Raw genomic sequence first — 23698 nt, forward strand, 5'->3', positions numbered from 1 at the left:
CGACCGGAATTGCCCTTCCGGCCTTGGCGTCCTGCATGCGGGTCAGCTTCCGTCGTTCGGCACGGTGCGCTCGTTGAGAACTTCGACCTCGCACTTGGCCCCGACGCTCGCCGCACCGTCCTTGATGCGCCCGTCGCTCGTCAGCAGCGGGACGCCGAAGCCCTCCGCGAGAGCGACGTACATGGCGTCGTACGGCGACAGATTGGCGGAGAGCTCCCGGGCGCGCGGCACCAGCGGGAGGTGCTTGAAGCGCCGCACCGGCAACATCGCAAGAGCCGCGAAGGCCTCGTCCCGTTCGGTGTCGGTGAGTTTGCCGCCCCGATGACGCCCGAGCAGGGCCGAGGTCACCTCTACGTCGACCAGGTGCGGGGCAAGCAGTCGCTCGCCCCGCACCCTGTCCCGCGCCGCTCTGCCGATGCGGCCCTTGTCGCAGAGGAGCCAGACCAGCAGCCCCGCGTCGACCACGATCATCCGCGACGCCTTCCGTGATCGATGTCGGAGACGATCTCGTCGGTGGACGAGGTCGCGGAAAGGTCGGCCGTCGCCCGTTCCTCGATGCGCCCGATCACGTCCTCCAGTGAGGGCGTGGCCGCTTCCTCCTCCAGCAGGGTCCGCGCATAGGCCTGCAAGGACTGGCGGTTGCGCGCCGCCCTTATCTTCAGCTCGGTGAGCGCTTCCTCGGACAGGTCGCGTACATAGAGAGTCGCCATGCAGCAAGAATAGCCGCATTGCAAGCATTCTGCTTGCAGACGGCGGTGTTCCGCCACACAGCGGGGGCCCAGGCCCACAGTCACGCCGGCTAACCCACCTCCCCCGCCAGCCCCTTGAAGCCCTCCCAGTCCAGCTTCGGCTTCCTCGGGTCCCACAGCTTCTGGGCGACGGCCCGCAGCGGCAGCCGGACCCCCTTCGCCACCTGCCGCTGCGTCTGCGCGTTGTGGTAGTCGCACCAGACCGCGAGCTGCCCGCCGGTGATCTGCGCGTCGTAGCGCGCCGGGACGCTGTCGCTGTGGCGCAGGACGCGCGGCGTCCACTCGTCGTAGATGCGGCGGCCGGTCGGGTAGGTGAAGGTGTTGGGCTCGCCGAGCACGTAGTAGAGGTACTCGTCGTTGACGTTCAGGACCTGACGGCCCTCCTGGAGGTATGCGAGGGGCTTGCGCGCACCGATCTCCTTGCCGGTCCAGTACGCGACCTCGCGGGACTTCGGGGCGTCGACGATTCCCCCCTCGAAATAACCGTCGTTCCAGGCCCGGATGTCCGACTTGCCCTTCTTCCGGACCGCCGTCGCCCGGTCGTTCAGCCAGCTCGTGGCCAGGTCCTGGACCCGGGCCCGCGCGCCGTGCTTGGCCCGTGCGGCCCGGGTGAGCTGCGGATACGTGGCCTCCGGGTCGGAGACGGTCAGCGCGCGGTACTCGTCGCCGCCCAGGTGCCAGTACGAGCCGGGGAAGAGGTCCGCGTACTCGGCCAGCAGCTCGTCGACGATCTTCGCCGCCTTGGGGTTCGCGATGTCGACCGCACCCCGCGACGCCTTGCCCGAGACGCTGCGCAACTGGAGGTCCGGGTGCGCGGCGATGACCGCGCCCAGGTGCCCCGGCGAGTCGATCTCGGGGATCACCCGGATGTGCCGGGAGGCGGCGAGCGCGACGATGCGGCGGATCTCGGCCTTGGTCAGGTGGTCCTTGGAGACGATCTCCGGGTGCGAGTCGGAGGCGATCCGGAAGCCCTGGTCGTCGGAGAAGTGCAGGCCGAACTCGTTCAGCTTGAGGTCGCCCATCTCGCGGATGCGGTCCTCGATCCACGCCGCGTCGAAGTGCTTGCGGGCGGTGTCCAGCGCGAACCCGCGCTTCGGCTTGGCCGGTGCGTCCTTCAGCACGCCCTCCGCGAGCCCGCCGCCGGAGCGGACGGCCTGCTTGAGGGTGCGGGTGCCGTAGAAGACGCCCGCCTCGTCGCCGCCGCTGATGCGGACCTTCCCGCCGGAGGTGGTGACGGTGTACGACTCGGGCGCGCCCGGCGCCCCCATCGCCAGCTCCACGTCACCGGGCCGGGCGGGGACGCCCTGCGCGTACCTCTTCTTCAGCTCTCCCGCGAGCAGCCTGCCCTCGTCGGCCAGGGCCTTCTCGCTGCCCGCGGCGACGACGACCCTGGTGGTGGCCACGGGCCGCCAGCCGGTGCCCCTGGCCGCCTTCACGTCCCGTACGAAGGGGATGGTGCGGGGCGGCCCGCTCACCGGGCGGGTGGGGGAAGCGGCCGGGGCCGGCGGGGCGGGCGGCTTGGCGTCGCCGCCGGACGCCCCCGAGGGGGTGGACGCGCCGGGCGCGGCCGGAGTCTTCGCGGCCGGCTCCGGGGACTGCGGCCAGGCGGCGACGGTGACCGTCGTCGCCGCGGCGATCGCCACGACCGCCCCGGCCACCAGCGCACCGCGCGGCGCCCGGCGCGCGGCGCGGTGTGCACCGGCCCGGTGCGCGCCCGTCCCGTGCGCGCGTGACTCCGGTTCCTGCGGCCCTCGGGAAAAACTCATCCGTGCCCAACTTTCACTTGTGTCACATACCGCACCCAACCACCCCGAAAGTACGAGCCCCCGGGGCCTGAAACGTCTACCGCGCGCGCATAAACCCTCCCGTTCGGATGAAATTCGCGCATTCGTCGGACACTTCCTTACTGTCCTCGCTAGCGTTTACCGCCCCCGCCACAGGACCGGCCCCGGCCGGTGTCCCGTCCGCCGAGCCCGTCCAAGGAGTCACGCTGCACCCCTCCGTCTTTCCTGGCTTCCTTACAACGAGCGGCCGTGGCGGCCCGGCACATCTGTCACCCCTGGAGCGGTTCAACACGGCCCCCGCGCACACGGCCGAGGCCGCGCTGCTCACCTGCTGCCGCAGCCGCCGGTGGGCCGAGCGGCTCGCCGCACACCGCCCCTACCCCGATCTGGACTCCCTCCTCGCCGCCGCCGACGAAGCCTCCTACGACCTGTCGGTCGCGGAGGTCGCCGACGCCCTGGCCTGCGAGGTCCCGCCCCGCCCGGCCGCCGACACGCCGCCCGCCGCGCACACCGCGCTGCGGGCCGCGCTCGCCGCGTACGAGAGCCGCTTCGGGCACGCCTTCGTGATCTGCCTGGACGGCTTCGCCCCCGGCGAGCAGCTCGACCAGGTCCTGGCCGGAATCCGCTTCCGCCTCGGCAACGAGCGGGACGAGGAGCGGGCCGTGGCCGCCGAGGAGCTCCGGCGGCTGGCCCGGGGGCGGCTCGCCAGGACCGTACAAGAGGTACGGAACGACCACGAAGGGCTGGCGGCCGGTCCGGATAGCCCGTCCGTGGCCGTTTGACTGCCTGTTTGATCACACCGGAGGCCCCCGCGCGAGGGAACCGACAACTCGTCGCTACGATGACCGGGGCCGGTGGACCGTACCCGGCCGGGTCTGACCGACAAACCAAGCCGGCCGACCCCAATCCCCGCTCCCGGAGGGTATTTCCGTGCCGGCTGGAACGCTGTATCGCGGCCGGGAAGGCATGTGGTCATGGGTGGCTCATCGAGTCACCGGTGTCCTCATCTTCTTCTTCCTGTTCGTACACGTCCTCGACACCGCTCTCGTCCGCGTCTCCCCCGAGGCGTACGACGACGTCGTGGCAACCTACAAGACCCCGCTCGTGGCCTGCCTCGAGTACGGCCTTGTCGCCGCCATCCTGTTCCACGCGCTGAACGGCCTGCGGGTCATCGCGGTGGACTTCTGGTCCAAGGGCCCCCGCTACCAGAAGCAGATGCTCTGGACCGTGCTGGCCGTCTGGATCGTGCTGATGGTCGGCGCCCTGTACCCCGTGCTCGGTCACGCCGTACGCGAAGTCTTCGGGAGCTGAGTCAGAACATGTCCGCTGAGACCTCTTCCGCAGGCGTCGGCCCCGTCGAGGGCGTGAGCCTTTACGACGCCGACAACCCGGCACCGGTCATCGAGCCGCCGCGCAAGCGCACCTCGAAGACCCCGCGCACCACGCGCACCAACTTCGAGCTGTACGGCTGGCTGTTCATGCGCCTGTCCGGCATCGTGCTCGTCGTCCTCGTCCTCGGCCACCTGATCATCCAGCTGGTGCTGGACGGCGGCGTGTCGAAGATCGGCTTCGCCTTCGTGGCCGGCCGCTGGGCCTCGCCGTTCTGGCAGGCCTGGGACCTCGTCATGCTGTGGCTGGCGATGCTGCACGGCGCCAACGGCCTGCGTACCGTCATCAACGACTACGCGGAGAAGCCGAAGACGCGCTTCTGGCTGAAGAACCTGCTGTACACCGCCACGGTGTTCACCGTCCTTCTGGGCACGCTGGTGATCTTCACCTTCGACCCGAACATCCGCTAGGCCCGGGGCTGAGGCAATCAAGATGAAGATTCACAAGTACGACACCGTCATCGTCGGCGCCGGTGGCGCGGGCATGCGCGCGGCCATCGAGTCGACCAAGCGCAGCCGCACCGCCGTGCTGACGAAGCTGTACCCGACCCGGTCCCACACGGGCGCCGCGCAGGGCGGCATGGCCGCCGCGCTGGCGAACGTGGAGGAGGACAACTGGGAGTGGCACACCTTCGACACGATCAAGGGCGGCGACTACCTGGTCGACCAGGACGCCGCCGAGATCCTGGCGAAGGAGGCCATCGACGCGGTCCTCGACCTGGAGAAGATGGGCCTGCCGTTCGGCCGCACGCCCGCAGGTGAGATCGACCAGCGCCGTTTCGGCGGTCACTCCCGCAACCACGGCGAGGCCCCGGTCCGCCGCGCCTGCTACTCGGGCGACCGCACCGGCCACATGATCCTCCAGACCCTCTACCAGAACTGCATCAAGGAGGGTGTGGAGTTCTTCAACGAGTTCTACGTCCTCGATCAGCTCATCGTGGAGGAGGACGGCGTCAAGAAGTCGGCGGGCGTCGTCGCGTACGAGCTGGCCACCGGCGAGATCCACGTCTTCCAGGCCAAGTCGGTCATCTACGCATCGGGCGGCACCGGCAAGTTCTTCAAGGTGACCTCCAACGCGCACACCCTGACCGGTGACGGCCAGGCCGCGTGCTACCGCCGCGGGCTGCCGCTGGAGGACATGGAGTTCTTCCAGTTCCACCCGACGGGCATCTGGCGCATGGGCATCCTGCTGACGGAGGGCGCCCGCGGTGAGGGCGGCATCCTCCGCAACAAGGACGGCGAGCGCTTCATGGAGAAGTACGCGCCGGTCATGAAGGACCTCGCGTCCCGTGACGTCGTGTCCCGCTCCATCTACACGGAGATCCGTGAGGGCCGCGGCTGCGGTCCCGAGGGCGACCACGTCTACCTCGACCTCACGCACCTCCCGCCGGAGCAGCTCGACGCCAAGCTCCCGGACATCACCGAGTTCGCGCGGACGTACCTGGGCATCGAGCCGTACACGGACCCGATCCCGATCCAGCCGACCGCGCACTACGCCATGGGCGGCATCCCGACCAACGTCGAAGGCGAAGTCCTCAGCGACAACACCACCGTCGTCCCGGGCCTGTACGCCGCCGGCGAGGTCGCCTGCGTCTCGGTGCACGGCGCCAACCGTCTCGGCACGAACTCGCTGCTCGACATCAACGTCTTCGGGCGTCGTGCGGGCATCGCGGCCGCCGAGTACAGCCACAAGAGCGACTTCGTCGAGCTGCCGGAGAACCCTGCCCAGCTCGTCGTCGACCAGGTCGAGCGGCTGCGCAACTCCACCGGCACCGAGCGCGTGGCCGCGCTCCGCACGGAGCTGCAGGAGACCATGGACGCCAACGTCATGGTGTTCCGCACCGAGCAGACGATCAAGACGGCCGTCGAGAAGATCGCCGAGCTGCGCGAGCGCTACCTGAACGTGTCCATCCAGGACAAGGGCAAGCGCTTCAACACGGACCTCCTGGAGGCCATCGAGCTGGGCAACCTGCTCGACCTGGCCGAGGTCATGGCCGTGTCCGCGCTGGCGCGCAAGGAGTCCCGCGGCGGTCACTACCGCGAGGACTTCCCCACCCGCGACGACGTCAACTTCATGCGCCACACCATGGCGTACCGCGAGGTCGCGGCCGACGGCTCGGATTCGATCCGGCTCGACTACAAGCCGGTCGTCCAGACCCGCTACCAGCCGATGGAGCGTAAGTACTGATGGCTACCCCGACGATGGACAAGGCGGAGGCCGCCGGCAAGGGCGCTCCCGAGCCCGGCTTCGCCGACTCTCCGTACATCAAGGTCACCTTCCGGATCCGCCGGTTCAACCCGGAGATCTCGGAGGACGCCGAGTGGCAGGACTTCGAGGTCGACATGGACCCGAAGGAGCGCGTGCTCGACGCCCTGCACAAGATCAAGTGGGACCAGGACGGCACGCTCACCTTCCGCCGTTCCTGCGCCCACGGCATCTGCGGCTCCGACGCGATGCGGATCAACGGCAAGAACAGGCTCGCCTGCAAGACGCTGATCAAGGACATCAACCCGCACAAGCCGATCACGGTCGAGGCCATCAAGGGCCTGACGGTCCTCAAGGACCTGGTCGTGGACATGGACCCGTTCTTCCAGGCCTACCGCGACGTGATGCCCTTCCTGATCACCAAGGGCAACGAGCCGACGCGCGAGCGTCTGCAGTCCCCCGAGGACCGCGAGCGCTTCGACGACACCACCAAGTGCATCCTGTGCGCCGCGTGCACGTCCTCGTGCCCGGTGTTCTGGAACGACGGCCAGTACTTCGGCCCGGCGGCGATCGTCAACGCGCACCGCTTCATCTTCGACAGCCGTGACGAGGGCGGCGAGCAGCGTCTCGAAATCCTCAACGACAAGGACGGTGTGTGGCGCTGCCGCACCACGTTCAACTGCACCGACGCGTGCCCGCGCGGCATCGAGGTCACGAAGGCGATCCAGGAAGTGAAGCGTGCGCTGATCACGCGCCGCTACTGATTTCGCCTGTACGAGTCCTGTACGGAAAAGGCCCCGGCCCCCGGTGATGATCACCGGGGGCCGGGGCCTTCTTCTTACTCCTGCGGCTGCTACAGCCAGTTCAGCTCCCACAGGCGCCAGAGGCCGGTGCCGTCGGAGAGGTACTCGGACCCGCCGACCTTGCCGTTGCTGAGGATGTAGTCCTTGGTCTGCCAGAGCGGGACCAGCGGGACGTCGTTGGCGACTTCCTTCTGCATCGCCTTGAAGTCGTCCACGGTGGATCCGCGGTCGGAGGCGGCCTGCGTCTTGGTGATCAGCCGCTCGATCTTCGGGTTCTCGTAGGCGCTCGCGTTGGAGTTGTTCTTGCCGACGAGGGGCTGGCTGTAGTTGTCCGGGTCCGGGAAGTCGGCGACCCAGCCGACGTTGAACGCGTCGAACTTGGCGGCCTTGTAGTCCGCCTGGAACGCCGTCCACTCCTTCTTCTCGACCAGCTTGACCGAGAAGAGGTCGTCCGCCTCCAGCTGCTTCTTCAGCAGCTCGGCCTCGGCCTTGGCCGAGTCCTTGAGGTAGTAGCCGAGCGTGAAGCTGACCGGGGTCTTCACCCCGGCCTCCTCCAGCGCCGCCTTCGCCTTCTTCACGTTCGGCTTGGACGCGACGTCGAAGAAGGGGGTGCTGTGGCCGATGACGCCCTTGGGGATGGCGTCGTACAGCGGCTCGACCGTGTTGTGGAAGACGTCCTGCGCCAGCTTCGGCCGGTCGACGAGGTAGGCGACGGCCCGCCGCACGTTCACATCGTGGAACTTGGACGCCTGGCGCACGTTGAAGACCATGTTGCGGGTCTCGGTGGCGTCCTGCTCACTGATGCGCACGTTGGCCTCGCCCGGCTTGAGCTGGGCGAGCATCTCCGGCGGGAGCTGGCGGTAGGTGAGGTCGATCTCCTTGGACTCCCAGGCGGTCTGGAGGTCCTTGGAGCTCTCGTAGTACAGCACGTCGATCGGGCGGCCCGTCTTGGCCACCGCGCCCTTGTAGGCGGGGTTGGGGCGCAGCCGGCCGATCTTGCCGTTCTTGTACTCCGCCATCGTGTACGGTCCCGAACCGTCGACGACGGAACCCTTGCGCTCCGCGGTCGCCGAGTACTTGGTGCTGTCCACGATGGACCCGGCACCGGAGGCGATCTTGAACGGGAAGGTGGAGTCGCCGGACGACAGGTTGAAGGTGATCTTCTGCCCGTCCACCGACACCGACTTGAGCGTCGTCAGCAGCGAGCGCGGACCCACCTCGTTGTCGTTGCGCAGGATGCGGTCGAAGCTGAACTTCACGTCGGCAGGGGTGATCTGCTTGCCGTTGGCGAAGGTGAGGTCACTCCTCAGCTCGCACTGGTACTTCGTCAGTGTGCCGCCGACGAAGCCGCAGCTCTTGGCGGCGTCCGGGGTCGGCGTCACCGAGCCGGTCTTGAGCGTGAGCAGCGACTGGAAGACGTTGCTGTACAGGGCCCAGGAACCGGCGTCGTACGCGTAGGCCGGATCCAGTGACGACGACGCGTCGGTCGTACCGATCTTGATCGCCGGACCCTGGTCGTCGTCCGAGGGGAGGAGCATCCACCCCCCTACCGCTGCGGCAGCCACCACCACAACCGTCGCCCCGACCCGCAGGCGCACGGAACCCATCAACGGCATTGACTTGCTCTCCTTGCACTACCCCCACCCAGGGGCAGGCAGAAACCCAACATGCCCTACCCCACGATTCATTCACCTAATCACACGAATTAGAGCGACGGAAGGGGCGAATCTTTCGCAAGTGGTCACAGATACGGGACAACTCGTCGTCAGCGGGCACGGCGCCGGTGACGCAGTGCCGCGACCTCCCGCTGGAGAAACGCCTCCTGGCACAGCTCGAAGTGGCCCGCCCTCCGCAGGTCGAACACACCCGGAAGGTCGCGCTGTGGGGCCCCGGCCGGGTTGGTCGGGGGCCTTCCACGTTGTGGTGAGGGTGGGGTCACGCCTGGAGGGAGGCCAGTCGGACGACGGTGATGTCGGAGCGGGCGCCGACGCGGACCGGGGGTCCCCAGGCGCCCGCGCCCCGGGAGACGTAGAGCTGGGTGTCGCCGTACTTTTCGAGGCCCGCGACGGTGGGGTTGGCGAGGGCGGCGATCAGGTTGCCGGGCCAGAGCTGGCCGCCGTGGGTGTGGCCGGAGAGTTGCAGGCCCACCCCGTGGCGTACGGCCTCGTGGATCTGGACCGGCTGGTGGGCCAGGAGGACGGAGGCGCGGGAGCGGTCGCGGTCGCCGAGCGCCTTGGTGAAGTCCGGGCCCTGGCCGAAGGCTTCGCCGCCGACGTCGTTGACGCCTGCGAGGTCGAAGCCGGCGATTTCGACGCGGTCGTTTTCGAGGGGGTGCAGGCCGAGTTCGCGGATGTGGGCGAGCCAGGGGGCGGCGCCCGCGTAGTACTCGTGGTTGCCGGTGACGAAGAACTGGCCGTGCTTGGCGCGGAGTCGGCGCAGCGGTTCGGCGGCCGGGCCGAGGTCCTCGACGGTGCCGTCGACCATGTCGCCGACGATGGCGATCAGGTCGGGCTGGGCGGCGTTGACCGCGTCGACGATGCGCTCGGTGTGGGCGCGGCCGAGGATCGGGCCGAGGTGGATGTCGCTGACGACGGCGATGCGGAAGCCGTGGGCGCGGCGGGGGAGGTGGGGGAGGGGGACGGTGACGTGGGTGGTGCGGGGGCCCTGGAGGACGGAGTGGGTGCCGTACGCGACGGTGCCGGTCGCGGCCACCGCTGCGGTGGCGGCGAGGGTGCGGGACACGAAGAGGCGGCGGGTGGGGGGAGTTGGGGGTGCGGGGGCCTCGGGAGCCTTGGGGGCCTTGGGCGTCTCGGGGGCTGCCGGGGTGATCGGGGTGGGCACCTTGGTGGCATCCGGGACGGGGGCGTCGGCGGGGGCCGAGGCCGGGGTCCGGGGACGCCGGTGGGAGCGGAGCAGGAAGGGGCGGGCGGCCTCCGTCGCCAGGAGGGCCAGCGTCAGGTAGAGCAGGAGCGCGAGCCACAGGTAGCCCGGCCAGGCCAGGGTCTGCTGGAGCCAGAAGGGGAAGCCCAGGCGGCCGGAGAGGAAGGCCGTGACGGAGAGGAGGGGGAGGACCGTGAGGGCGGCCGCGCCGGTCCGGCGGATGCGCCGACCCCGTGCTCCGGGCGGCGCGGTGTCGCGGACGACGCGCTTCCAGACGTACCAGTGCACCCCGCCCAGCAGCAGAAGCAGGGCCAGTACGAAGACAACGACCACGACGACCCTCACCACGCGCCGGACAGGGCCCTCAAAATACCCGTGCGCACGATCTTGGGCCCGGCCGGGTGTCGGCACCCGGCCCGGCGGCGGGCGCACGGTGGCCCGAATGCGTCGCAGAAAGTGGCGCGGAGGGCAATTGCCTTTCGCGGTGCCGGGTGCGATGCGGGCCGTCTGCCGCGCGGGCTGAATACCCGGCGGTAACGCGAATAGCCGGTCGTGATGCCGATGGAGAAGGCAAGGAATGCCGCGCACCCAATTCCGGCACTTCGCGCCGAAAGGGGTCGCGTATTTCCGCCAATGCTTATACCGCGCTTACGCGGGAAGGCCCCTTTCACCGCCTCGGGAAAGGCCTCGCCGCCGGGCCGGTTCCGGCGGCTTCAGCGCCGCCGGAACCGGCCCTTCAGGCGGCCGCCGTCAGCAAAGCGCGCAGGTCGTACACGTACGGAAGCAGGACTCCTCGCCGGAGATCGCGAGCGCCGACCCGTCCTGGGCGACGTCCTGGATGGCGGTCTCGGTGAGGTCGATGTCGAAGAGGTCCTGACTCGTGCTTTCGGGCATGTGAATTCCCTCCAGTGGAACCTGCTAAACCAATCAAATCGCCCCGGTTGGGCGATCGGGTCGGAATCTATGGGCGGCCGGCGTGCAAGGTCAAGGGGTTCCGGGCGGGGTGTGTACTGGGTATGGTGACGCCATTCCTGAGGGCCGGGGATTCCCGTATGCATTCCCCCCGGCATTAGTAAGTCTTTAGTAAAGGGGGAGCGGTGCCGATACCGCATGGCCGAAGCGCTGAACCGGTGTTCCGCTGCGCGGACGGCGTGCTGATCAGGACCCCGCTCCTGGCCCGGCGCAGAGCCCGCGACACCTGGCGACCCGCCGCACCCGCCGAACTCCGCCCGCAGCTCGCGGAGCTGGTCGCCGACCCCCTCTTCCGGGAAGCGCTGGAGGTCTCCAGCCCCTCGCTCGCCCGCACCGTCGAAGCCCTGCTCGCCGAGGCCCCCCTCACCCCCTCCGACCTGCGCAAGGCCCATCGGGCGGTGACCCGTTACCTGCTCAGGGCCGCGTCCCGGCCCACCCCCTTCGGCCTGCTCGCGGGCGTCCTGTGGGGCTCCTTCGGCGCCACGACCAAGGGCGAGCTCACCGGCGGCGGGCACAAGGCCGCCCGCCTCGACGCGGGCCTGCTGGCCCGGCTCGTCACCGCGTGGGAACGCGACCCGGAGATCCACCGGGGGCTGACCGTGGTGGCCAACAGCCTGTGCTTCGTACGCGGAGACCGCCTGGTCCTGCCCTTCGCGCCCGCCGACCCGGGCCCCGGCCCCGCCCCGTCCGGCGGGAATCCCCCCACCTCGCGCACCCTGCGCCACACCCCCGTCGTGCAGGCCCTGCGGGAGGCCGCCGCCGGCCCCGTGCCGTGCGAGGAGCTGATCCGGCGGACCGAAGGGCTCTTCCCCACGGCGCCCGAAGGGGCCGTGGCCCGCCTCGTCGGCCAGTTGATCGGCGCCGGGGTACTGCTCACCCCGCTGCGCCCGCCCCTGGACGCCCCCGACCCCCTGGCCCACGTCGCGTCGCACCTGCCCGCCGACGGCCCGGCCGCACGGCGCACGGCCGAACTGCGCGCGACGCTCGACCGATACGTCCGTACGCCGCTCGGAGAGGGCCGGGACGCCTGGCGCGAGGTGCTGGAGACCGCAGGGGACACCGCCAGGGACACCGGCGGGCACGCCGTACAGGTGGACCTGCGCCTGGACGGCACCGTCGAGCTGTCCCGCGAGGTGGCCCGCGAGCTGGAGCACGCCGCCACCGCCCTGTGGCGGCTCGCACTCCCGGGCAGAAGCCGACTCGTCCCGTACCACCAGGACTTCGTGGAGCGGTACGGTCTCGGGCGCCACGTCCCCGTGAAGGAGCTGCTCGATCCCGACATCGGGCTGGGCGCCCCGGCCGGCTACCGGCTTCCGCCCAGCCACCGGCCCAACCCGGGGCCCGCACCCCTGGGGACCGTACGACAACGGCTGCTGCTCGGGCTGGCGGCCGAGGCGCAGGCGCGGGGTGCGCGCGAGGTCGTCCTGGACGAAGAGATGCTGCGCAGGCTCGCATCGGCCGACCGGGGCACACACCCGGACAGGGACGACGCGGCGGCGGGCGGGCGTCCGCCCGCGCTCGAACTCGTCGTGCAGGTCGCCGCCGCCTCGGCCGCCGACCTGGACCGGGGCGACTTCACCCTCGTACTGAACGGCGCGGCCACCGCGTCGGGGGGCCTCATGGGCCGGTTCGCCCACCTCTTCGACCCCGCGCAGACCGAATCGATGCGGCAGACGGTGCGCGCCGCCCGCGAGGACACCGGGCGCCTTCCGGTGCAGGTCCACCACCAGGCGTCCCACCACCGGCACGCCAACGTCGCCCAGGTGCCGACCTGGCTGGACGGCCGCCTGGTCGTCGGCGTGCACCCCGGGCCCGCCGAGCCGGGCGTCACCGACGTCGGCCTGGACGACCTGACCGTCTGCGCGGACTCGGAGGGCTTCGCCATCTGGTCGGCCTCGCTGGGCCGCGAGCTGACGCCGTCGGCGCTGCACGTCCTCAACCGCGAACTGACCGCGCCGAACGCGGTGCGCTTCCTGGTCGAGGCGGCGGCGTTCGGCCACCGGCAGTGGCAGTTGTGGGAGTGGGGTGCGGCGGAGGACCTGCCGTTCCTGCCCGCCGTGCGCGTCGGCCGGACCGTGCTCGCGCCCGCCCGCTGGCGACTGGAGGCGGACGGTCCGCCGCTCGACGAGTGGCGTGGCCTGTGGCAGGTCCCCGACCACGTGCAGCTCGCCCTCGGCGACCACCGCATCCCGCTCAACCTCACCGTCCCCGCCCACCGCGAGATCCTGCGCCGCGAGTGCGAGCGCAAGGGCGTGGCCGTGGTGCACGAACCGCCGCGCGGCCAGGACCCCGACGGCGGCTGGCTGCACGGGCCGGAAGGCGCCCACGAGACGGAGGCCGTGGTGACCCTGACGCCACTCCCCCGGCCTTCGGAGCAGTCCGTACGTCCCCGACGCACCCCGCCCCCGGTCGTAACCCGGCACGGCACCGGCGAGATCCCGCCCGGGGGCCCGTGGCTGTACGCGACGCTGTACGCCTCCGCCGAGCGCCAGGACGAGCTGCTGGCCGGTCCGCTGAAACGCTTCCTCACCGCGCTGCCCACCGGGCCCGGCGGCGTCGACCGGTGGTTCTTCATCCGGTACGCCGACCCCGACCCGCACCTGCGGCTGCGCCTGCACGGCGACCCGGCCCTGCTCAACGGCGTACTGCTGCCCCAACTCCACGCCCTCGCCGAGGAGTTGGGGAGCGCCGGGCTCGCCCGGGGGCTGCGCCTCGACAGCTACTCCCCCGAGACCGAGCGCTACGGCGGCCCGGCCCTGCTGAGCGCGGCCGAGGAGGTCTTCCACGCGGACAGCCGACGCGTACTGGACCGCCTCCACACCCCGGCGGACGACCGCATCCTGTCCACCGCACACGACGTGGCCGCCCTGACCTCGGCCTTCCACCGGGGGTACGGCGGGGACTGGCGGCCCTGGTTCACCCGCGTGCACCCCAAGCGGGAGCGGCACCACAAGGCGTTCGCGGCACGCAGGAAGGAGGCGTTGGCGCTCCTCACGGCCACGCCCGACACGTACGACGGTCACGAGGCGGCCATCGAGCGCTTCGGGAGCCTCGTCCGCGCCGCCGAGGGCCGGGGCGAGCTGTCCGTGTCCCCGGACGCGGTGCTCGCCTCCCTCCTGCACATGCACTGCAACCGGCGTCTCGGCACGGACCGCACGGCCGAGGCCCAGACCCTGGCGGTGGTGCGCGGCACCGTGCAGGCACAGCTCGACCGCGAGAGGGCGCAGGCCCGCCGAGAAGGGACCCCCGCATGACCGGCCACCCCGTCGCCCTCCTCGCCGAACGGCTCGCCGACCCCGCCGCCCTCGCCGCGCAGGTCACCGCCGCGCAGACACCGGAGCTGGCCGAGACCCGGTCCCTGTGGCACCCCCAGTCCCTCGCGGACGGCCACGCCGGCGTCGCCCTGCTCTTCGCGGCGCTCTCCCACACCGACCCCGGGCACGCGAAGTCCGCGCACGCCCACCTGAAGGCGGCGGTCACCTCGGTGCAGCGCCCCGCCCGCGAGGGCCTGTACGCGGGGCTGCCCGCCGTCGCGTTCGCCGCCCGTACGGCCGTCACCCGCCCCGGCGAGTACGCGTCCCTGCTCACCAAGCTGGACGGCCAGGTCGCCCGGCTCGCCCTCCGGCTGGTCGAGGAGGACGCCGACCGGACGGCGGCGGGGACGGCCGGGGCCCGCATGCTCGGATACGACGTGGTGGCGGGCCTCTCGGGGCTCGGCAGGCTCCTCCTGGCGGCGGGGCCCGACCACCGCGAGGCCACCGAGCGCGTGCTGGCCCACCTCGTCGCGCTGACCCGCCCGGTCACCGCGCCGGGCGGCGAGACCGTACCCGGCTGGTGGACCGCCGACCCGGTCCTGTTCAGCGAACCCGAGGGCGTCCCCGGCGGGCACTTCAACGTCGGCCTCGCGCACGGCATCCCCGGCCCGCTCGCCCTGCTCTCCCTCGCGCACCGGGCGGGGGTGCGGGTGCCCGGCCAGGAGCGGGCGATCCGTACCGTCGCCGAGTGGCTGCTCGCCCGCCGCAGCCCGTCGGGCACCGGCTGGCCCAACGTCGTACCGCTGGACGCCGAACTGAAGGCGGCCTCGGGTACCGCTCCCGCACTGGCCGAGGCCCGTACCGGCTGGTGCTACGGGACGCCGGGAGTCGCCCGCGCCCTCCAACTGGCGTCGCTGGCCCTGAAGGAACCCCGCTGGAACGAGCAGGCCGTGTCCGCCGTCGCCGCCGCCTGCGAACGCGACGACTTCCCCGACCCCACCCTCTGCCACGGCCTGGCCGGACTCACCACGATCGTCACCCTCATGTCCCAGGAGCCCGGCGGCAGCGAACTGACCGCACTCCTGCCCCGCCTGACGGACGCTCTCGCCGCAGCGGCCGACCCGGCACACCCCTTCCTCTGGCCCGCAGCGGCCCCGGGCGAAGGCACGCTCGTGCACCGCCCTGGGTTCCTCGACGGCGCGGCGGGCGCGGCGCTCGCCCTGCACCACGCGACCGCCTCCGGGGCCCCGCACGGTGAACTCACCTGGCAGGCGGCGCTCCTGCTGAACTGACGGCACGCCCTCCCGACCGGTCGCACGTCCTGCACATCGGCGCGGAACGGTAGGGCATTCCCGGGGCGCATGGGGAAGAATCGGCTTCCCTTGCCACCGCGCACGATCATGGGACCGAACCTTGACCACGTTCACACTCCGCCCCCCGGTGCGCGCCGACGAGGCGGTGCCCGCCGGGCGGCAGCGCGAGCGAATACGCGTCGCGGCCGTCGCCGTCGCCTGTGCCGTCGTATGCCTGCTGATAGGCCTCCAGCGTTTCCGGCAGCTCCAACTCGGGGGATTCGACCTGGGGTTGTTCGACCAGGCAATAAGGGCCTATTCGCATTTCGAGCTGCCCCGCTCCCTCATCAAGAGCGTGCACCATGGATTCCCCCCGGAATTCTCCCTGTTGGGGGATCACTTCTCACCGATACTCGCGCTCGCCGCCCCCTTCTACTGGCTGTGGGACGACCCCCGCACACTCCTCCTCGTGCAATCCCTGCTCTTCGGTGCGGGCGTACCGGTGGTAGCACGCCTGGTCCGCAGGGAATGCGGCTCCGCACTCGGCCCCCGCGCGCTCTCCCGCCTCACCCTCGCTTTCTGTCTCGTGTACGGATTCGGGGCCGCCCTCTTCTACGCGAGCCGCGCCGGATTCCACGAAGTCGCCTTTGCCGTACCGCTGTTCCTGCTGCTCTTCGAGCGGGCGAGGGCACGGGCGTACGGGCACACGGTGGCCGTCGCGCTGCTGCTGTGCCTGACCAAGGAGGACCTGGGGCTGTCCGTCGGGATCTTCGGCGCGGTGCTCGCGCTGCGGGCGCGGCGGGCCGGGGACCGGCGTGGGGTGCGGACCGGCGGGGTGCTGCTGGTGCTCGGGCCGCTCGCCTCGCTGGCGGCGATCGTGCTGTTCGTCCCGTGGATGGGCGGGGACGCGCAGTTCTACTGGCAGTACAGCGACCTGGGCACGAGCGCCGGCGAGGCACTGGTCCATGTCGTCCTGCACCCCCTGGACACCCTGCGCGCCGCACTCACCCCGTCCGCGAAGGCCGTACTCCTGCTGTGGACCTTCGGCTCGCTCCTCTTCCTCCCCCTGCGCTCCGCCCTCACCCTCTGCGCCCTCCCTCTGCTCGCCGAACGCCTCTTCTCCGACAACGGCAACCACTGGCAGGCCCTGCACCATTACGGCGCTTTCGTCTGGCCGATCCTGATCGCCGCGTCGATCGAGACGACCGGGAAAATCGCCCGGAAGTGGGAGCGAAGACGGGCAGAAAGAGCGGCGAAAGGGGCCGCCGTGTTCGCCGCCACAATCACGCTCTTCGGGCTGCTGATATCCGGTTCCTGGCACATCGTGCTGCCCAGCCATTGGCAGCGCGACGCCCACCAGGAGGCCGCACTCACAGCCGTACGGAAAATCCCCGACGCGGCGACCGTCGAGGCCGACAACAATCTCGCCCCGCGCCTGACCCGCCGCGCCCGGGTGATGATCCTCGACCTCATCCCCCGCAATGCGGACTGGGTCCTCCTGGACACCACGAAGAAGGCGTTCCCGTTCCCCGACGCGCAGTCGCAGAAGGACCGGCTGCTCCTCCTGCGGGATTCCGGATACGTCATCACGTACGAGTCCCGGGGCATCGTCCTGCTGCGCCGCCCCACCCCCGCCGTCCCCGTCCCGGGCAGCGTCGAACAGGGCCGCGGCGACCTGCCGGGCTACGACACGGCGGACGTGCGGGTCTTCGGGTAGGCGTCCCGTCGCCCCGGGTCAGTCCCGCGGCGAGCCGTACCAGACCACTTCCCTGTCGGTGGGACTCATGGGCATGCTCCTCAGCTCGACCGGCCCCGGGTAGAAGAACCCGCCGTAGCCCGTCACGTCGTCGCCGGAGAGGTAGCGGTGGAGCCACTCCGCGAACGACATGTCGTAGCGCAGGAGCTCCCCGTCGCCGTTCGCCACGAACAGCCCGGCGGCCGGCCGGCCGGGGACGAAGAACAGCGTGACGCCGTTGTCCGTCGAGGCGAGAGGGGTCAGCCCGTCCTCCACCCCGAACTTCAGCCCGTCCCAGCCGAACAGGGTGCGCGGATCGCCGCCCGTGATCTCGTCCTCGTCCGGCTCCCAGTCAGCGTCCGCCCAGGCCCGGATCGTCTCCGGGATCTCCTCCCGCAGACTCCACCGGCCGGAGTCCGGGGTGGAGAAGTAGAGGTGGCCGTTCACCCTGGCGGGGCCGTACCTGCCGATGATCTCCTTGTAGTCCTCCGGCAGGGCGCAGCCCACCACTGCCTCGGTCTCCCGCCAGAGCTCCGCCGGCTCGGGGCGCTGCGGCGGGTCCCCCAGGAGGTGGAAGACGCCCTGCAGGAAGTCGGGTTCCGTACTCACGCTCTCACCTGGATTCCCGCCGCAGCGCGCGCACCGAACGGAACCCGATCACGCCGATGCCCGTCCCCAGAAGGAAGGACGTCACGGCGAGCAGCAGGTGGACCCAGAAGTAGGGCGTCGGGTCGCCCGCGTCGTCGAAGGCGAGACCGCTCCCGTCCGCGACGAGATTCTTGACGAAAGTGATCCAGATGAACCAGCTCCACACCCCGAAGGCGAGCAGGAACCAGGAGAGGGTGCGGTTGAGCTTCATGGGTCCAGTATCGCGGTCGGTCCCGGAGGGAGGAGCGACGGGGGCTGCTGGGCTGTCCCGGCGGCGCTTGCGGCGGGTCAGCCACGCGGTGGCCGTATCCACAGGCGCGCCCTGTACGTTCACGTCCGTGTCTGCCGTGAAAAGGACCGCCGTCGCGGTCGCCTCCGCCGCCCTGCTGGCCCCCACGCTGCTGCTCGCTCCGGCCGCCCATGCCGCCCCCGACCCGAAGTCCGACGACAAGCCGAAGCCCCCGGCCCAGATGTCCTCGGTCGGCGGCGAACGGCTGGGCAGGGCGGGCACGCAGGTCAATCTCGGTCCCGGGGTGCCGGTGCTGCCGCAGGGTCTTTCCGGCCGGTCCTGGATCGTCGCGGACGCCGAGACCGGCGAGGTGCTCGCCTCGCACAACGCGCACTGGCGGCTGGCCCCGGCGTCCACCCTGAAGATGCTCTTCGCGGACACGGTGCTGCCGAGGCTGCCCAAGGAGCAGGTGTACAAGGTCAAGCCCGCCGACCTGGAGGGCGTGGGCGAGGGCAGCAGCGTGGTCGGGGTGAAGGAGAACTCCTCGTACGCGGTGCGCGACCTGTGGCTGGGGGTGTTCCTGAACTCCGGCAACGACGCGGTGCACGTGCTGTCCGCGCTGAACGGCGGCGTCCAGAAGACCGTCGCCGACATGAACGCGCACGCCCGCGACCTCCAGGCCGTCGACACCAACGTCGTCTCCCCCGACGGCTACGACGCTCCCCGCCAGGTCTCCAGCGCGTACGACCTGACCCTGATCGCCCGCTCCGGCATGCAGAAGAAGGACTTCCGGGAGTACGCGGCGACGGCGACCGCCAAGTTCCCCGGCGGGGAGACGTCCGGCGGTCAGCGGGGGTCCTTCGAGATCCAGAACACCAACCGGCTGATGACCGGCGCGGACGGCGTCGCCCGGTACCAGGGCATCGCGGGCGTCAAGAACGGCAACACCACGCACGCCGGCGCCACCTTCACCGGTGTCGCCCAGCGGGGCGAGCGGGTCCTGCTGGTGACCGTGATGAACCCGCAGTCCGACGAGTCCCAGGCGGTCTACAAGGAGACGGCCAGGCTGTTCGACTGGGGCTTCCAGGCGGCGACCGCGAAGATCAAGCCGGTCGGCGAGCTGGTCGCGCCGAAGAACGTCGACACCAGCGCCGCCAAGCCCGCTCCCCCGGCCCCGAAGGCCAAGCAGACCCCGGCGGGCCCGACCCGGCTGGCCGCCGCCGAGGACGGTTCCAGCGGGGTGGGCATCGCGCTCGCGGTGGCGGGCGGGGCGCTGGTGCTGCTGGCCGGTGCGGTGTTCCTGGTCAACCGGAAGTGGCCGGTGCCGGCGCTGTCCCGTCGTCGTCAGCCGTAGGTCCCGCGCCCTTGGCGGGGCCGTCCGCGTGCGGTGCCGCCGTCCAGGCGGCGCAGCACAGCATCAGCTTCGCCGTGAAGTTGATCCACAGCAGCAGGGCGACGGGGACGCCGAAGGCGCCGTACATGCTCTTGGAGGCGACCCCGCTCATGTAGCCGCCCAGCAGCATCTTGAGCAGTTCGAAGCCGACCGCGCCGATGAGCGCCGCGACGACGAGCCTGCGGCGCTCGGGCTGCACGCCGGGCAGCAGCGTCAGGACGTACAGCAGGAGCAGGAAGTCCGCGCCGACGGCGACCGCGAGGGCGGCGATCCGCAGCAGGACGCCGCCCGCGCCGGACTCGGAGAGGTCCAGGGTGCGGGCGGTCCAGCCGACCGCCGTGGAGCCGACGGCGGAGGCGATGAGCGAGCCGAGGCCCGCCCCGCCGAGACCGGCCAGGACCAGTCCGTCCTTGAGCTTGCGCAGGATCGGGTTGCCCTCGTCGACGTCGTCCAACTGCCACACGGTGCGCAGGCATTCGCGCATGGAGCCGACCCAGCCGATGCCGGTGAAGAGCAGCAGCGCACCGGCGACGAGGCCGACGGTGCCCGCGTTGTTGATCAGGGCGTCGATGTCGAGCTGGTCGGAGATGCCGGGGACCTGCTCGGCGATGCTGCTCTTGATGTCGGCGATCTGCTCCTTGCTGAGCACCGCCGCACCGATCGCCGCACCCACCGTGATCAGCGGGAACAGCGCGAGGAAGCTGATGAAGGTGATCGCCGCGGCGAGCCTGCTCCACTTCGCCCGGTCCAAGGTCTCGTACGTCCGCCAGATGTGGGTGCCCATCAGACGCGTCACCCACGGCCCGATCACCGGGAGGTTCTTCAGCCAGTCCATGATCTTTGTGTACCCGCCTGCTCTCAGTTACGGAAAACCAAAGTGCGGGTACCCCAGAACCGCAGGCAGGTCGCCAGCGCCATGCCGACGAGTGAACCGGAGACGGTGTCGGCGCGCGGCGAGGTGAGCCCGAGCCCGTAGTGCGAGACGAGCAGGCAGAGCAACTGGACCAGCGCACCGGCCACGTTGACGGCGAAGAAGACGCCGTACTGGCGCAGGCGCGAGACCTGCGCGGTCCGGTTCTTGTACGTTCCCAGGGCGTTCCCGGCGTACGCGACGGAGCATCCGGCGAGGAAGGCGACGGCCTTCGCCGACAGCGGGTCCCAGTCGAGGGGGCCCCGCAGCCAGACGAAGAGGGCGAGGTCGGCGAGGTAGGCGCAGACGCCGACAGCGGCGAAGGAGCCCAGCTCGGACCAGTTCACGGCACGGGCGCTCACGCGGTTGCGCATACTCACAGGTCGGCGACCGCCAGCGCGTACATCGCCATCCACACCAGGCCGATCATGAGCAGTCCCCGGTCGCGCAGGACGACGTCCTCGGGGGCTCCGGCGGAGCCCCGGTCGGCGAAGACGGCGTACCGGAGGATGCCCACGATGTAGGCGATCATGGAGAGTTCGCGCCAGGGCAGGACGCCACCGTCGGTGGCGCCTCCGCGTTCCATGGCCCACAGGCAGTAGCCGAGCAGGGTGACGCCGGCGGCGAGCTGCCAGACGAAGCGCAGGTAGCCGGTGGTGTATTCGCTGAGGAGGGCGCGGGTCTTGCCCTTGTGGGGGCTGTCGGCCATCTGGACGGCCTCGGAGTAGCGCTTGGCGGCGACCATGAACAGCGCGCCGAAGCCGGTGGTGATGAGGAACCAGCGGGACAGCGGGATGCCGAGCGCGATGCCGCCGATCATGGCGCGCATCAGGAAGCCGGTGGTGACGACGACGAGGTCGAGCACGAGGACGTGCTTGAGGCGCAGGCAGTACGCCATCTGCATCATGACGTAGCCGGTGAGCAGGGCCGCGGTGAGCGGGTTGCAGAGGAAGGCGGCGGCGGTCGGCGCGAGGACGGCGAGGAAGGTGCCGGCGGCGTGCGCGACGACGACGGGGACCTGTCCGGCGGCGACGGGGCGGCGGCACTTGGTGGGGTGGGCGCGGTCGGCCTCGGCGTCGAGGGCGTCGTTGATCAGGTAGACGGCGGACGCGGCGGCCGTGAACAGGACGAATACGACGGCCAGTTGGAGCGCGGAGTGCACGGAGAAGAGCTGTCCCGCGGCGGCCGGGGCGGCCACCACCAGGCTGTTCTTGATCCACTGCCGGGGGCGGGCGGTGCGCAGCAGTCCCAGCGGGAGACCGAGCGGGCGCAGGGCGCGGCGCTGCGGCGGGAGGGTGGGGCCGCCGGTGGCGGCGCGGCGGTCCTGCTGCTTCTCCAGGAGGGGGATGACGGTGCGGTCAGACACGGGAGGCCTCCCGTGTCTTCAGCCACTTGGCGCCGATCCCGGCGGTGATGCCGCCGAGGGCCGCGCCCGCCGCCACGTCGCTCGGGTAGTGCACGCCGACGACCAGCCGGGAGACGCACATCGCGGCGGCCAGCGGCGGGACGACCTGCTTGCCGAACGGCCCGAGCGCACCGAGGGCGACGGCCGCGGCGGCCGCCGAGGTGGCGTGCGAGCTGGGGAAGGAGTGCCGCCCCAGGGTCTTCACCAGGGGCTGCCGGTCCGTGAGTTGGGGGCGGGGGCGGCGTACGACGCGCTTGACGCCCATGCTCGCCAGGTGGGCCGCGCCGATCAGTGCCGTACCGCGCAGCCAGGCGCCGCGCCTCTCGCGGTCGACGCCCGCGCCGAGCAGTCCGGCGGCCAGCCACAGCGCACCGTGTTCGCCGCTGAAGGAGAGGGCGCGGGCGGCGGCGGCCACGCGCGGATCCGTACCGCAGTCACGCATCGCGGACAGCAGACGGTGGTCCACTTCTCGCATTGTCATCCCTTGATATCGGTGTGCGTGGCCCGGAAAGGCGCACATCAGGGGAGACTCTTGTCGGGAAAATGCCAATATTCATGACATTTCGTGATGACACTCTGTCAACCACCCGTTCCGCTCAGGAAACGCGCAAACACCAAGAAGAGGTGACATAAGAGGTCACCTCCTGGCGATACGGTCACGCCCATGGCTGACAACACCACGCTCACCACCGAAGCCGACTCCTTCGCCTCCGTGACCGGCTGGGGCCGCACCGCCCCCACCACCGCCCTGGTGGAGCGTCCGCGTACGTACGAGGAGGCAGCGGCGGCGGTACGGGGCTGCGGGGCACGCGGCTCGATCGCGCGGGGCCTGGGCCGGGCGTACGGGGACGCCGCGCAGAACGCGGGCGGCTCGGTCCTCGACATGACCGGCCTGGACCGCATCCGCAGCGTCGACGCGGACGCCGGGATCGTGGTGTGCGACGCCGGGGTGAGCCTGCACCGGCTGATGGAGGTGCTGCTCCCGCTCGGCTGGTTCGTGCCCGTGACCCCCGGCACCCGGTACGTCACCGTCGGCGGGGCGATCGGCGCGGACATCCACGGCAAGAACCACCACGTCTCCGGCGGCTTCTCCCGGCACGTGCGCTCGCTGCGGCTGCTGCTCGCGGACGGCGAGGTGCGCGAGGTCCTCCCCGGCACCGAACTCTTCGACGCGACCGCCGGCGGCATGGGCCTGACCGGCGTCATCCTCTCCGCGACGGTCCAACTGCTGCCCGTGGAGACCTCGTTGATGTCGGTGGACACCGAGCGCGCCACCGACCTCGACGACCTGATGACCCGCCTCACCGAGACCGACCACCTGTACCGGTATTCGGTGGCGTGGATCGACCTGCTGGCCAAGGGCGCCTCGATGGGCCGCTCCGTCCTCACCCGCGGCGACCACGCCCCACTGGACGAACTGCCCGCCCGCGCCCGCCGCCACCCGCTGACCTTCCGCCCCGGCCAGTTCCCCGGCGCCCCCTCCTTCGTCCCCGAGGGACTGCTCGGCCGCAAGTCCGTCGGCCTCTTCAACGAGCTCTGGTACCGGCGGGCCCCCCGTTCCCGGGTCGGCGAACTCCAGAAGATCTCGACCTTCTTCCACCCCCTGGACGGCGTCCCGCACTGGAACCGGATCTACGGCCGCAGCGGCTTCGTCCAGTACCAGTTCGTCGTCCCGTACGGACAGGAGGAGGCCCTGCGCCGGATCGTCGGCCGGATCTCCCGGCGCGGCTGCCCGTCCTTCCTCGCCGTGCTCAAGCGCTTCGGCGACGGCGACCCGGGCTGGCTGTCCTTCCCCGTGCCCGGCTGGACGCTCGCCCTCGACATCCCGGCGAACATGCCCCGCCTCGGCACCTTCCTCGACGAGCTCGACGAGGAGGTCTGCGCCGCCGAAGGACGCCTCTACCTGGCCAAGGACTCCCGCGTACGTCCCGAGACGCTCGCCGCGATGTACCCGAAGCTCGACGCCTTCCGCGCCCTGCGCGCCGAGCTGGACCCGCACGGGGTCTTCACCTCGGACCTCTCCCGCCGCCTCGCCCTCTGAAACTGTTCT

Annotated in this window: 22 protein-coding genes; 10 read left to right on the top strand and 12 right to left on the bottom strand. The window is 71.0% G+C overall.

Going from position 1 to position 23698, the window contains the following annotated elements:
- Positions 1-42: 42 nt before the first annotated feature.
- From IE269_RS02315 to IE269_RS02325, 3 genes are all read right to left on the bottom strand, one after another.
- A complete protein-coding gene (locus IE269_RS02315; RefSeq protein ID WP_189820957.1) occupies positions 43-471 on the bottom strand; it encodes a type II toxin-antitoxin system VapC family toxin in 429 nt (142 codons plus the stop codon).
- Entirely contained in the window at positions 468-710 is a 243-nt protein-coding gene (locus IE269_RS02320) for a FitA-like ribbon-helix-helix domain-containing protein (RefSeq protein WP_189820958.1), read from the bottom strand. The genes IE269_RS02315 and IE269_RS02320 overlap by 4 nt, the downstream gene beginning before the upstream one ends.
- Positions 711-799: 89 nt before the next feature.
- Positions 800-2515 carry a beta-N-acetylhexosaminidase gene (locus tag IE269_RS02325; protein ID WP_189820959.1) on the bottom strand — a complete coding sequence of 572 codons (1716 nt, stop codon included), beginning with the start codon at positions 2513-2515 and terminating at the stop codon, positions 800-802.
- Between the two features lie 107 nt (positions 2516-2622).
- On the opposite strand from IE269_RS02325, the gene IE269_RS02330 reads away from it, so the two are divergent.
- The 5 genes from IE269_RS02330 to IE269_RS02350 all read left to right on the top strand — a co-directional run bounded on the left by IE269_RS02330 (position 2623) and on the right by IE269_RS02350 (position 6891).
- Entirely contained in the window at positions 2623-3315 is a 693-nt protein-coding gene (locus IE269_RS02330; protein WP_189820960.1) for a 2-oxo-4-hydroxy-4-carboxy-5-ureidoimidazoline decarboxylase, read from the top strand.
- Between the two features lie 148 nt (positions 3316-3463).
- Positions 3464-3844: a succinate dehydrogenase, cytochrome b556 subunit gene (gene sdhC, locus IE269_RS02335; protein WP_189820961.1), complete on the top strand. Its 381-nt coding sequence runs from the start codon at positions 3464-3466 to the stop codon at positions 3842-3844.
- An 8-nt stretch (positions 3845-3852) separates the two neighbouring features.
- Complete coding sequence (locus IE269_RS02340; protein WP_189820962.1) at positions 3853-4332, top strand: succinate dehydrogenase hydrophobic membrane anchor subunit; 480 nt, start codon at positions 3853-3855, stop codon at positions 4330-4332.
- Positions 4333-4354: 22 nt separating this feature from the next.
- Positions 4355-6109 carry a succinate dehydrogenase flavoprotein subunit gene (gene sdhA, locus IE269_RS02345; RefSeq protein ID WP_189820963.1) on the top strand — a complete coding sequence of 585 codons (1755 nt, stop codon included), beginning with the start codon at positions 4355-4357 and terminating at the stop codon, positions 6107-6109.
- Positions 6109-6891 (top strand): succinate dehydrogenase iron-sulfur subunit, encoded by a 783-nt coding sequence (locus IE269_RS02350; protein ID WP_189820964.1) that lies wholly within the window; start codon positions 6109-6111, stop codon positions 6889-6891. Before sdhA ends, IE269_RS02350 begins: the two co-directional genes overlap by 1 nt.
- Before the next feature lie 89 nt (positions 6892-6980).
- Here the strand turns inward: IE269_RS02350 and IE269_RS02355 are convergent, their stop codons facing one another.
- From IE269_RS02355 to IE269_RS02365, 3 genes are all read right to left on the bottom strand, one after another.
- Positions 6981-8537, bottom strand: a complete 1557-nt coding sequence (locus IE269_RS02355; protein ID WP_189821359.1) for an ABC transporter substrate-binding protein — start codon at positions 8535-8537, stop codon at positions 6981-6983.
- A gap of 328 nt (positions 8538-8865) precedes the next feature.
- Positions 8866-10143: a metallophosphoesterase gene (locus tag IE269_RS02360; RefSeq protein ID WP_438817521.1), complete on the bottom strand. Its 1278-nt coding sequence runs from the start codon at positions 10141-10143 to the stop codon at positions 8866-8868.
- 417 nt (positions 10144-10560) lie between these two features.
- On the bottom strand, positions 10561-10704 hold the full coding sequence (locus tag IE269_RS02365; protein ID WP_189820965.1) for a hypothetical protein: 144 nt from the start codon (positions 10702-10704) through the stop codon (positions 10561-10563).
- A 203-nt stretch (positions 10705-10907) separates the two neighbouring features.
- Here IE269_RS02365 and IE269_RS02370 point away from each other — a divergent pair, with 203 nt between their 5' ends.
- The 3 genes from IE269_RS02370 to IE269_RS02380 all read left to right on the top strand — a co-directional run bounded on the left by IE269_RS02370 (position 10908) and on the right by IE269_RS02380 (position 17045).
- Positions 10908-14036: a lantibiotic dehydratase gene (locus tag IE269_RS02370; protein ID WP_189820966.1), complete on the top strand. Its 3129-nt coding sequence runs from the start codon at positions 10908-10910 to the stop codon at positions 14034-14036.
- Positions 14033-15328 (top strand): lanthionine synthetase C family protein, encoded by a 1296-nt coding sequence (locus IE269_RS02375; RefSeq protein WP_189820967.1) that lies wholly within the window; start codon positions 14033-14035, stop codon positions 15326-15328. The genes IE269_RS02370 and IE269_RS02375 overlap by 4 nt, the downstream gene beginning before the upstream one ends.
- Before the next feature lie 121 nt (positions 15329-15449).
- Complete coding sequence (locus tag IE269_RS02380; protein ID WP_189820968.1) at positions 15450-17045, top strand: DUF2079 domain-containing protein; 1596 nt, start codon at positions 15450-15452, stop codon at positions 17043-17045.
- 18 nt (positions 17046-17063) lie between these two features.
- Here the strand turns inward: IE269_RS02380 and IE269_RS42935 are convergent, their stop codons facing one another.
- The gene (locus IE269_RS42935) at positions 17064-17672 is read right to left on the bottom strand and encodes an SMI1/KNR4 family protein (RefSeq protein WP_229897413.1); all 609 of its coding nucleotides are present in this window, start codon (positions 17670-17672) and stop codon (positions 17064-17066) included.
- A 4-nt stretch (positions 17673-17676) separates the two neighbouring features.
- Positions 17677-17922: an SCO4848 family membrane protein gene (locus IE269_RS02390; RefSeq protein ID WP_189820969.1), complete on the bottom strand. Its 246-nt coding sequence runs from the start codon at positions 17920-17922 to the stop codon at positions 17677-17679.
- Between the two features lie 127 nt (positions 17923-18049).
- Here IE269_RS02390 and IE269_RS02395 point away from each other — a divergent pair, with 127 nt between their 5' ends.
- The gene (locus IE269_RS02395) at positions 18050-19294 is read left to right on the top strand and encodes a D-alanyl-D-alanine carboxypeptidase family protein (RefSeq protein ID WP_229897414.1); all 1245 of its coding nucleotides are present in this window, start codon (positions 18050-18052) and stop codon (positions 19292-19294) included.
- Here IE269_RS02395 and IE269_RS02400 read toward each other — a convergent pair.
- From IE269_RS02400 to IE269_RS02415, 4 genes are read right to left on the bottom strand one after another with little or no spacing between them, the layout of a single operon-like run.
- Positions 19245-20168, bottom strand: coding sequence for a YihY/virulence factor BrkB family protein (locus IE269_RS02400; protein WP_189820971.1), 924 nt, complete (start codon positions 20166-20168; stop codon positions 19245-19247). The two genes, IE269_RS02395 and IE269_RS02400, sit on opposite strands and share 50 nt — an antisense overlap.
- Positions 20169-20191: 23 nt before the next feature.
- Complete coding sequence (locus IE269_RS02405; RefSeq protein WP_308436929.1) at positions 20192-20605, bottom strand: GtrA family protein; 414 nt, start codon at positions 20603-20605, stop codon at positions 20192-20194.
- A 14-nt stretch (positions 20606-20619) separates the two neighbouring features.
- A complete protein-coding gene (locus tag IE269_RS02410) occupies positions 20620-21609 on the bottom strand; it encodes a decaprenyl-phosphate phosphoribosyltransferase (protein WP_438817522.1) in 990 nt (329 codons plus the stop codon).
- Positions 21602-22123 (bottom strand): phosphatase PAP2 family protein, encoded by a 522-nt coding sequence (locus IE269_RS02415; RefSeq protein WP_189820973.1) that lies wholly within the window; start codon positions 22121-22123, stop codon positions 21602-21604. Before IE269_RS02415 ends, IE269_RS02410 begins: the two co-directional genes overlap by 8 nt.
- A 189-nt stretch (positions 22124-22312) precedes the next feature.
- Here IE269_RS02415 and IE269_RS02420 point away from each other — a divergent pair, with 189 nt between their 5' ends.
- A complete protein-coding gene (locus tag IE269_RS02420; protein WP_189820974.1) occupies positions 22313-23689 on the top strand; it encodes a decaprenylphosphoryl-beta-D-ribose oxidase in 1377 nt (458 codons plus the stop codon).
- Positions 23690-23698 lie beyond the last annotated feature (9 nt).

Origin of the sequence: Streptomyces spiroverticillatus (assembly GCA_014650415.1) — a bacterium.
GTDB classification, from domain to species: domain Bacteria; phylum Actinomycetota; class Actinomycetes; order Streptomycetales; family Streptomycetaceae; genus Streptomyces; species Streptomyces spiroverticillatus.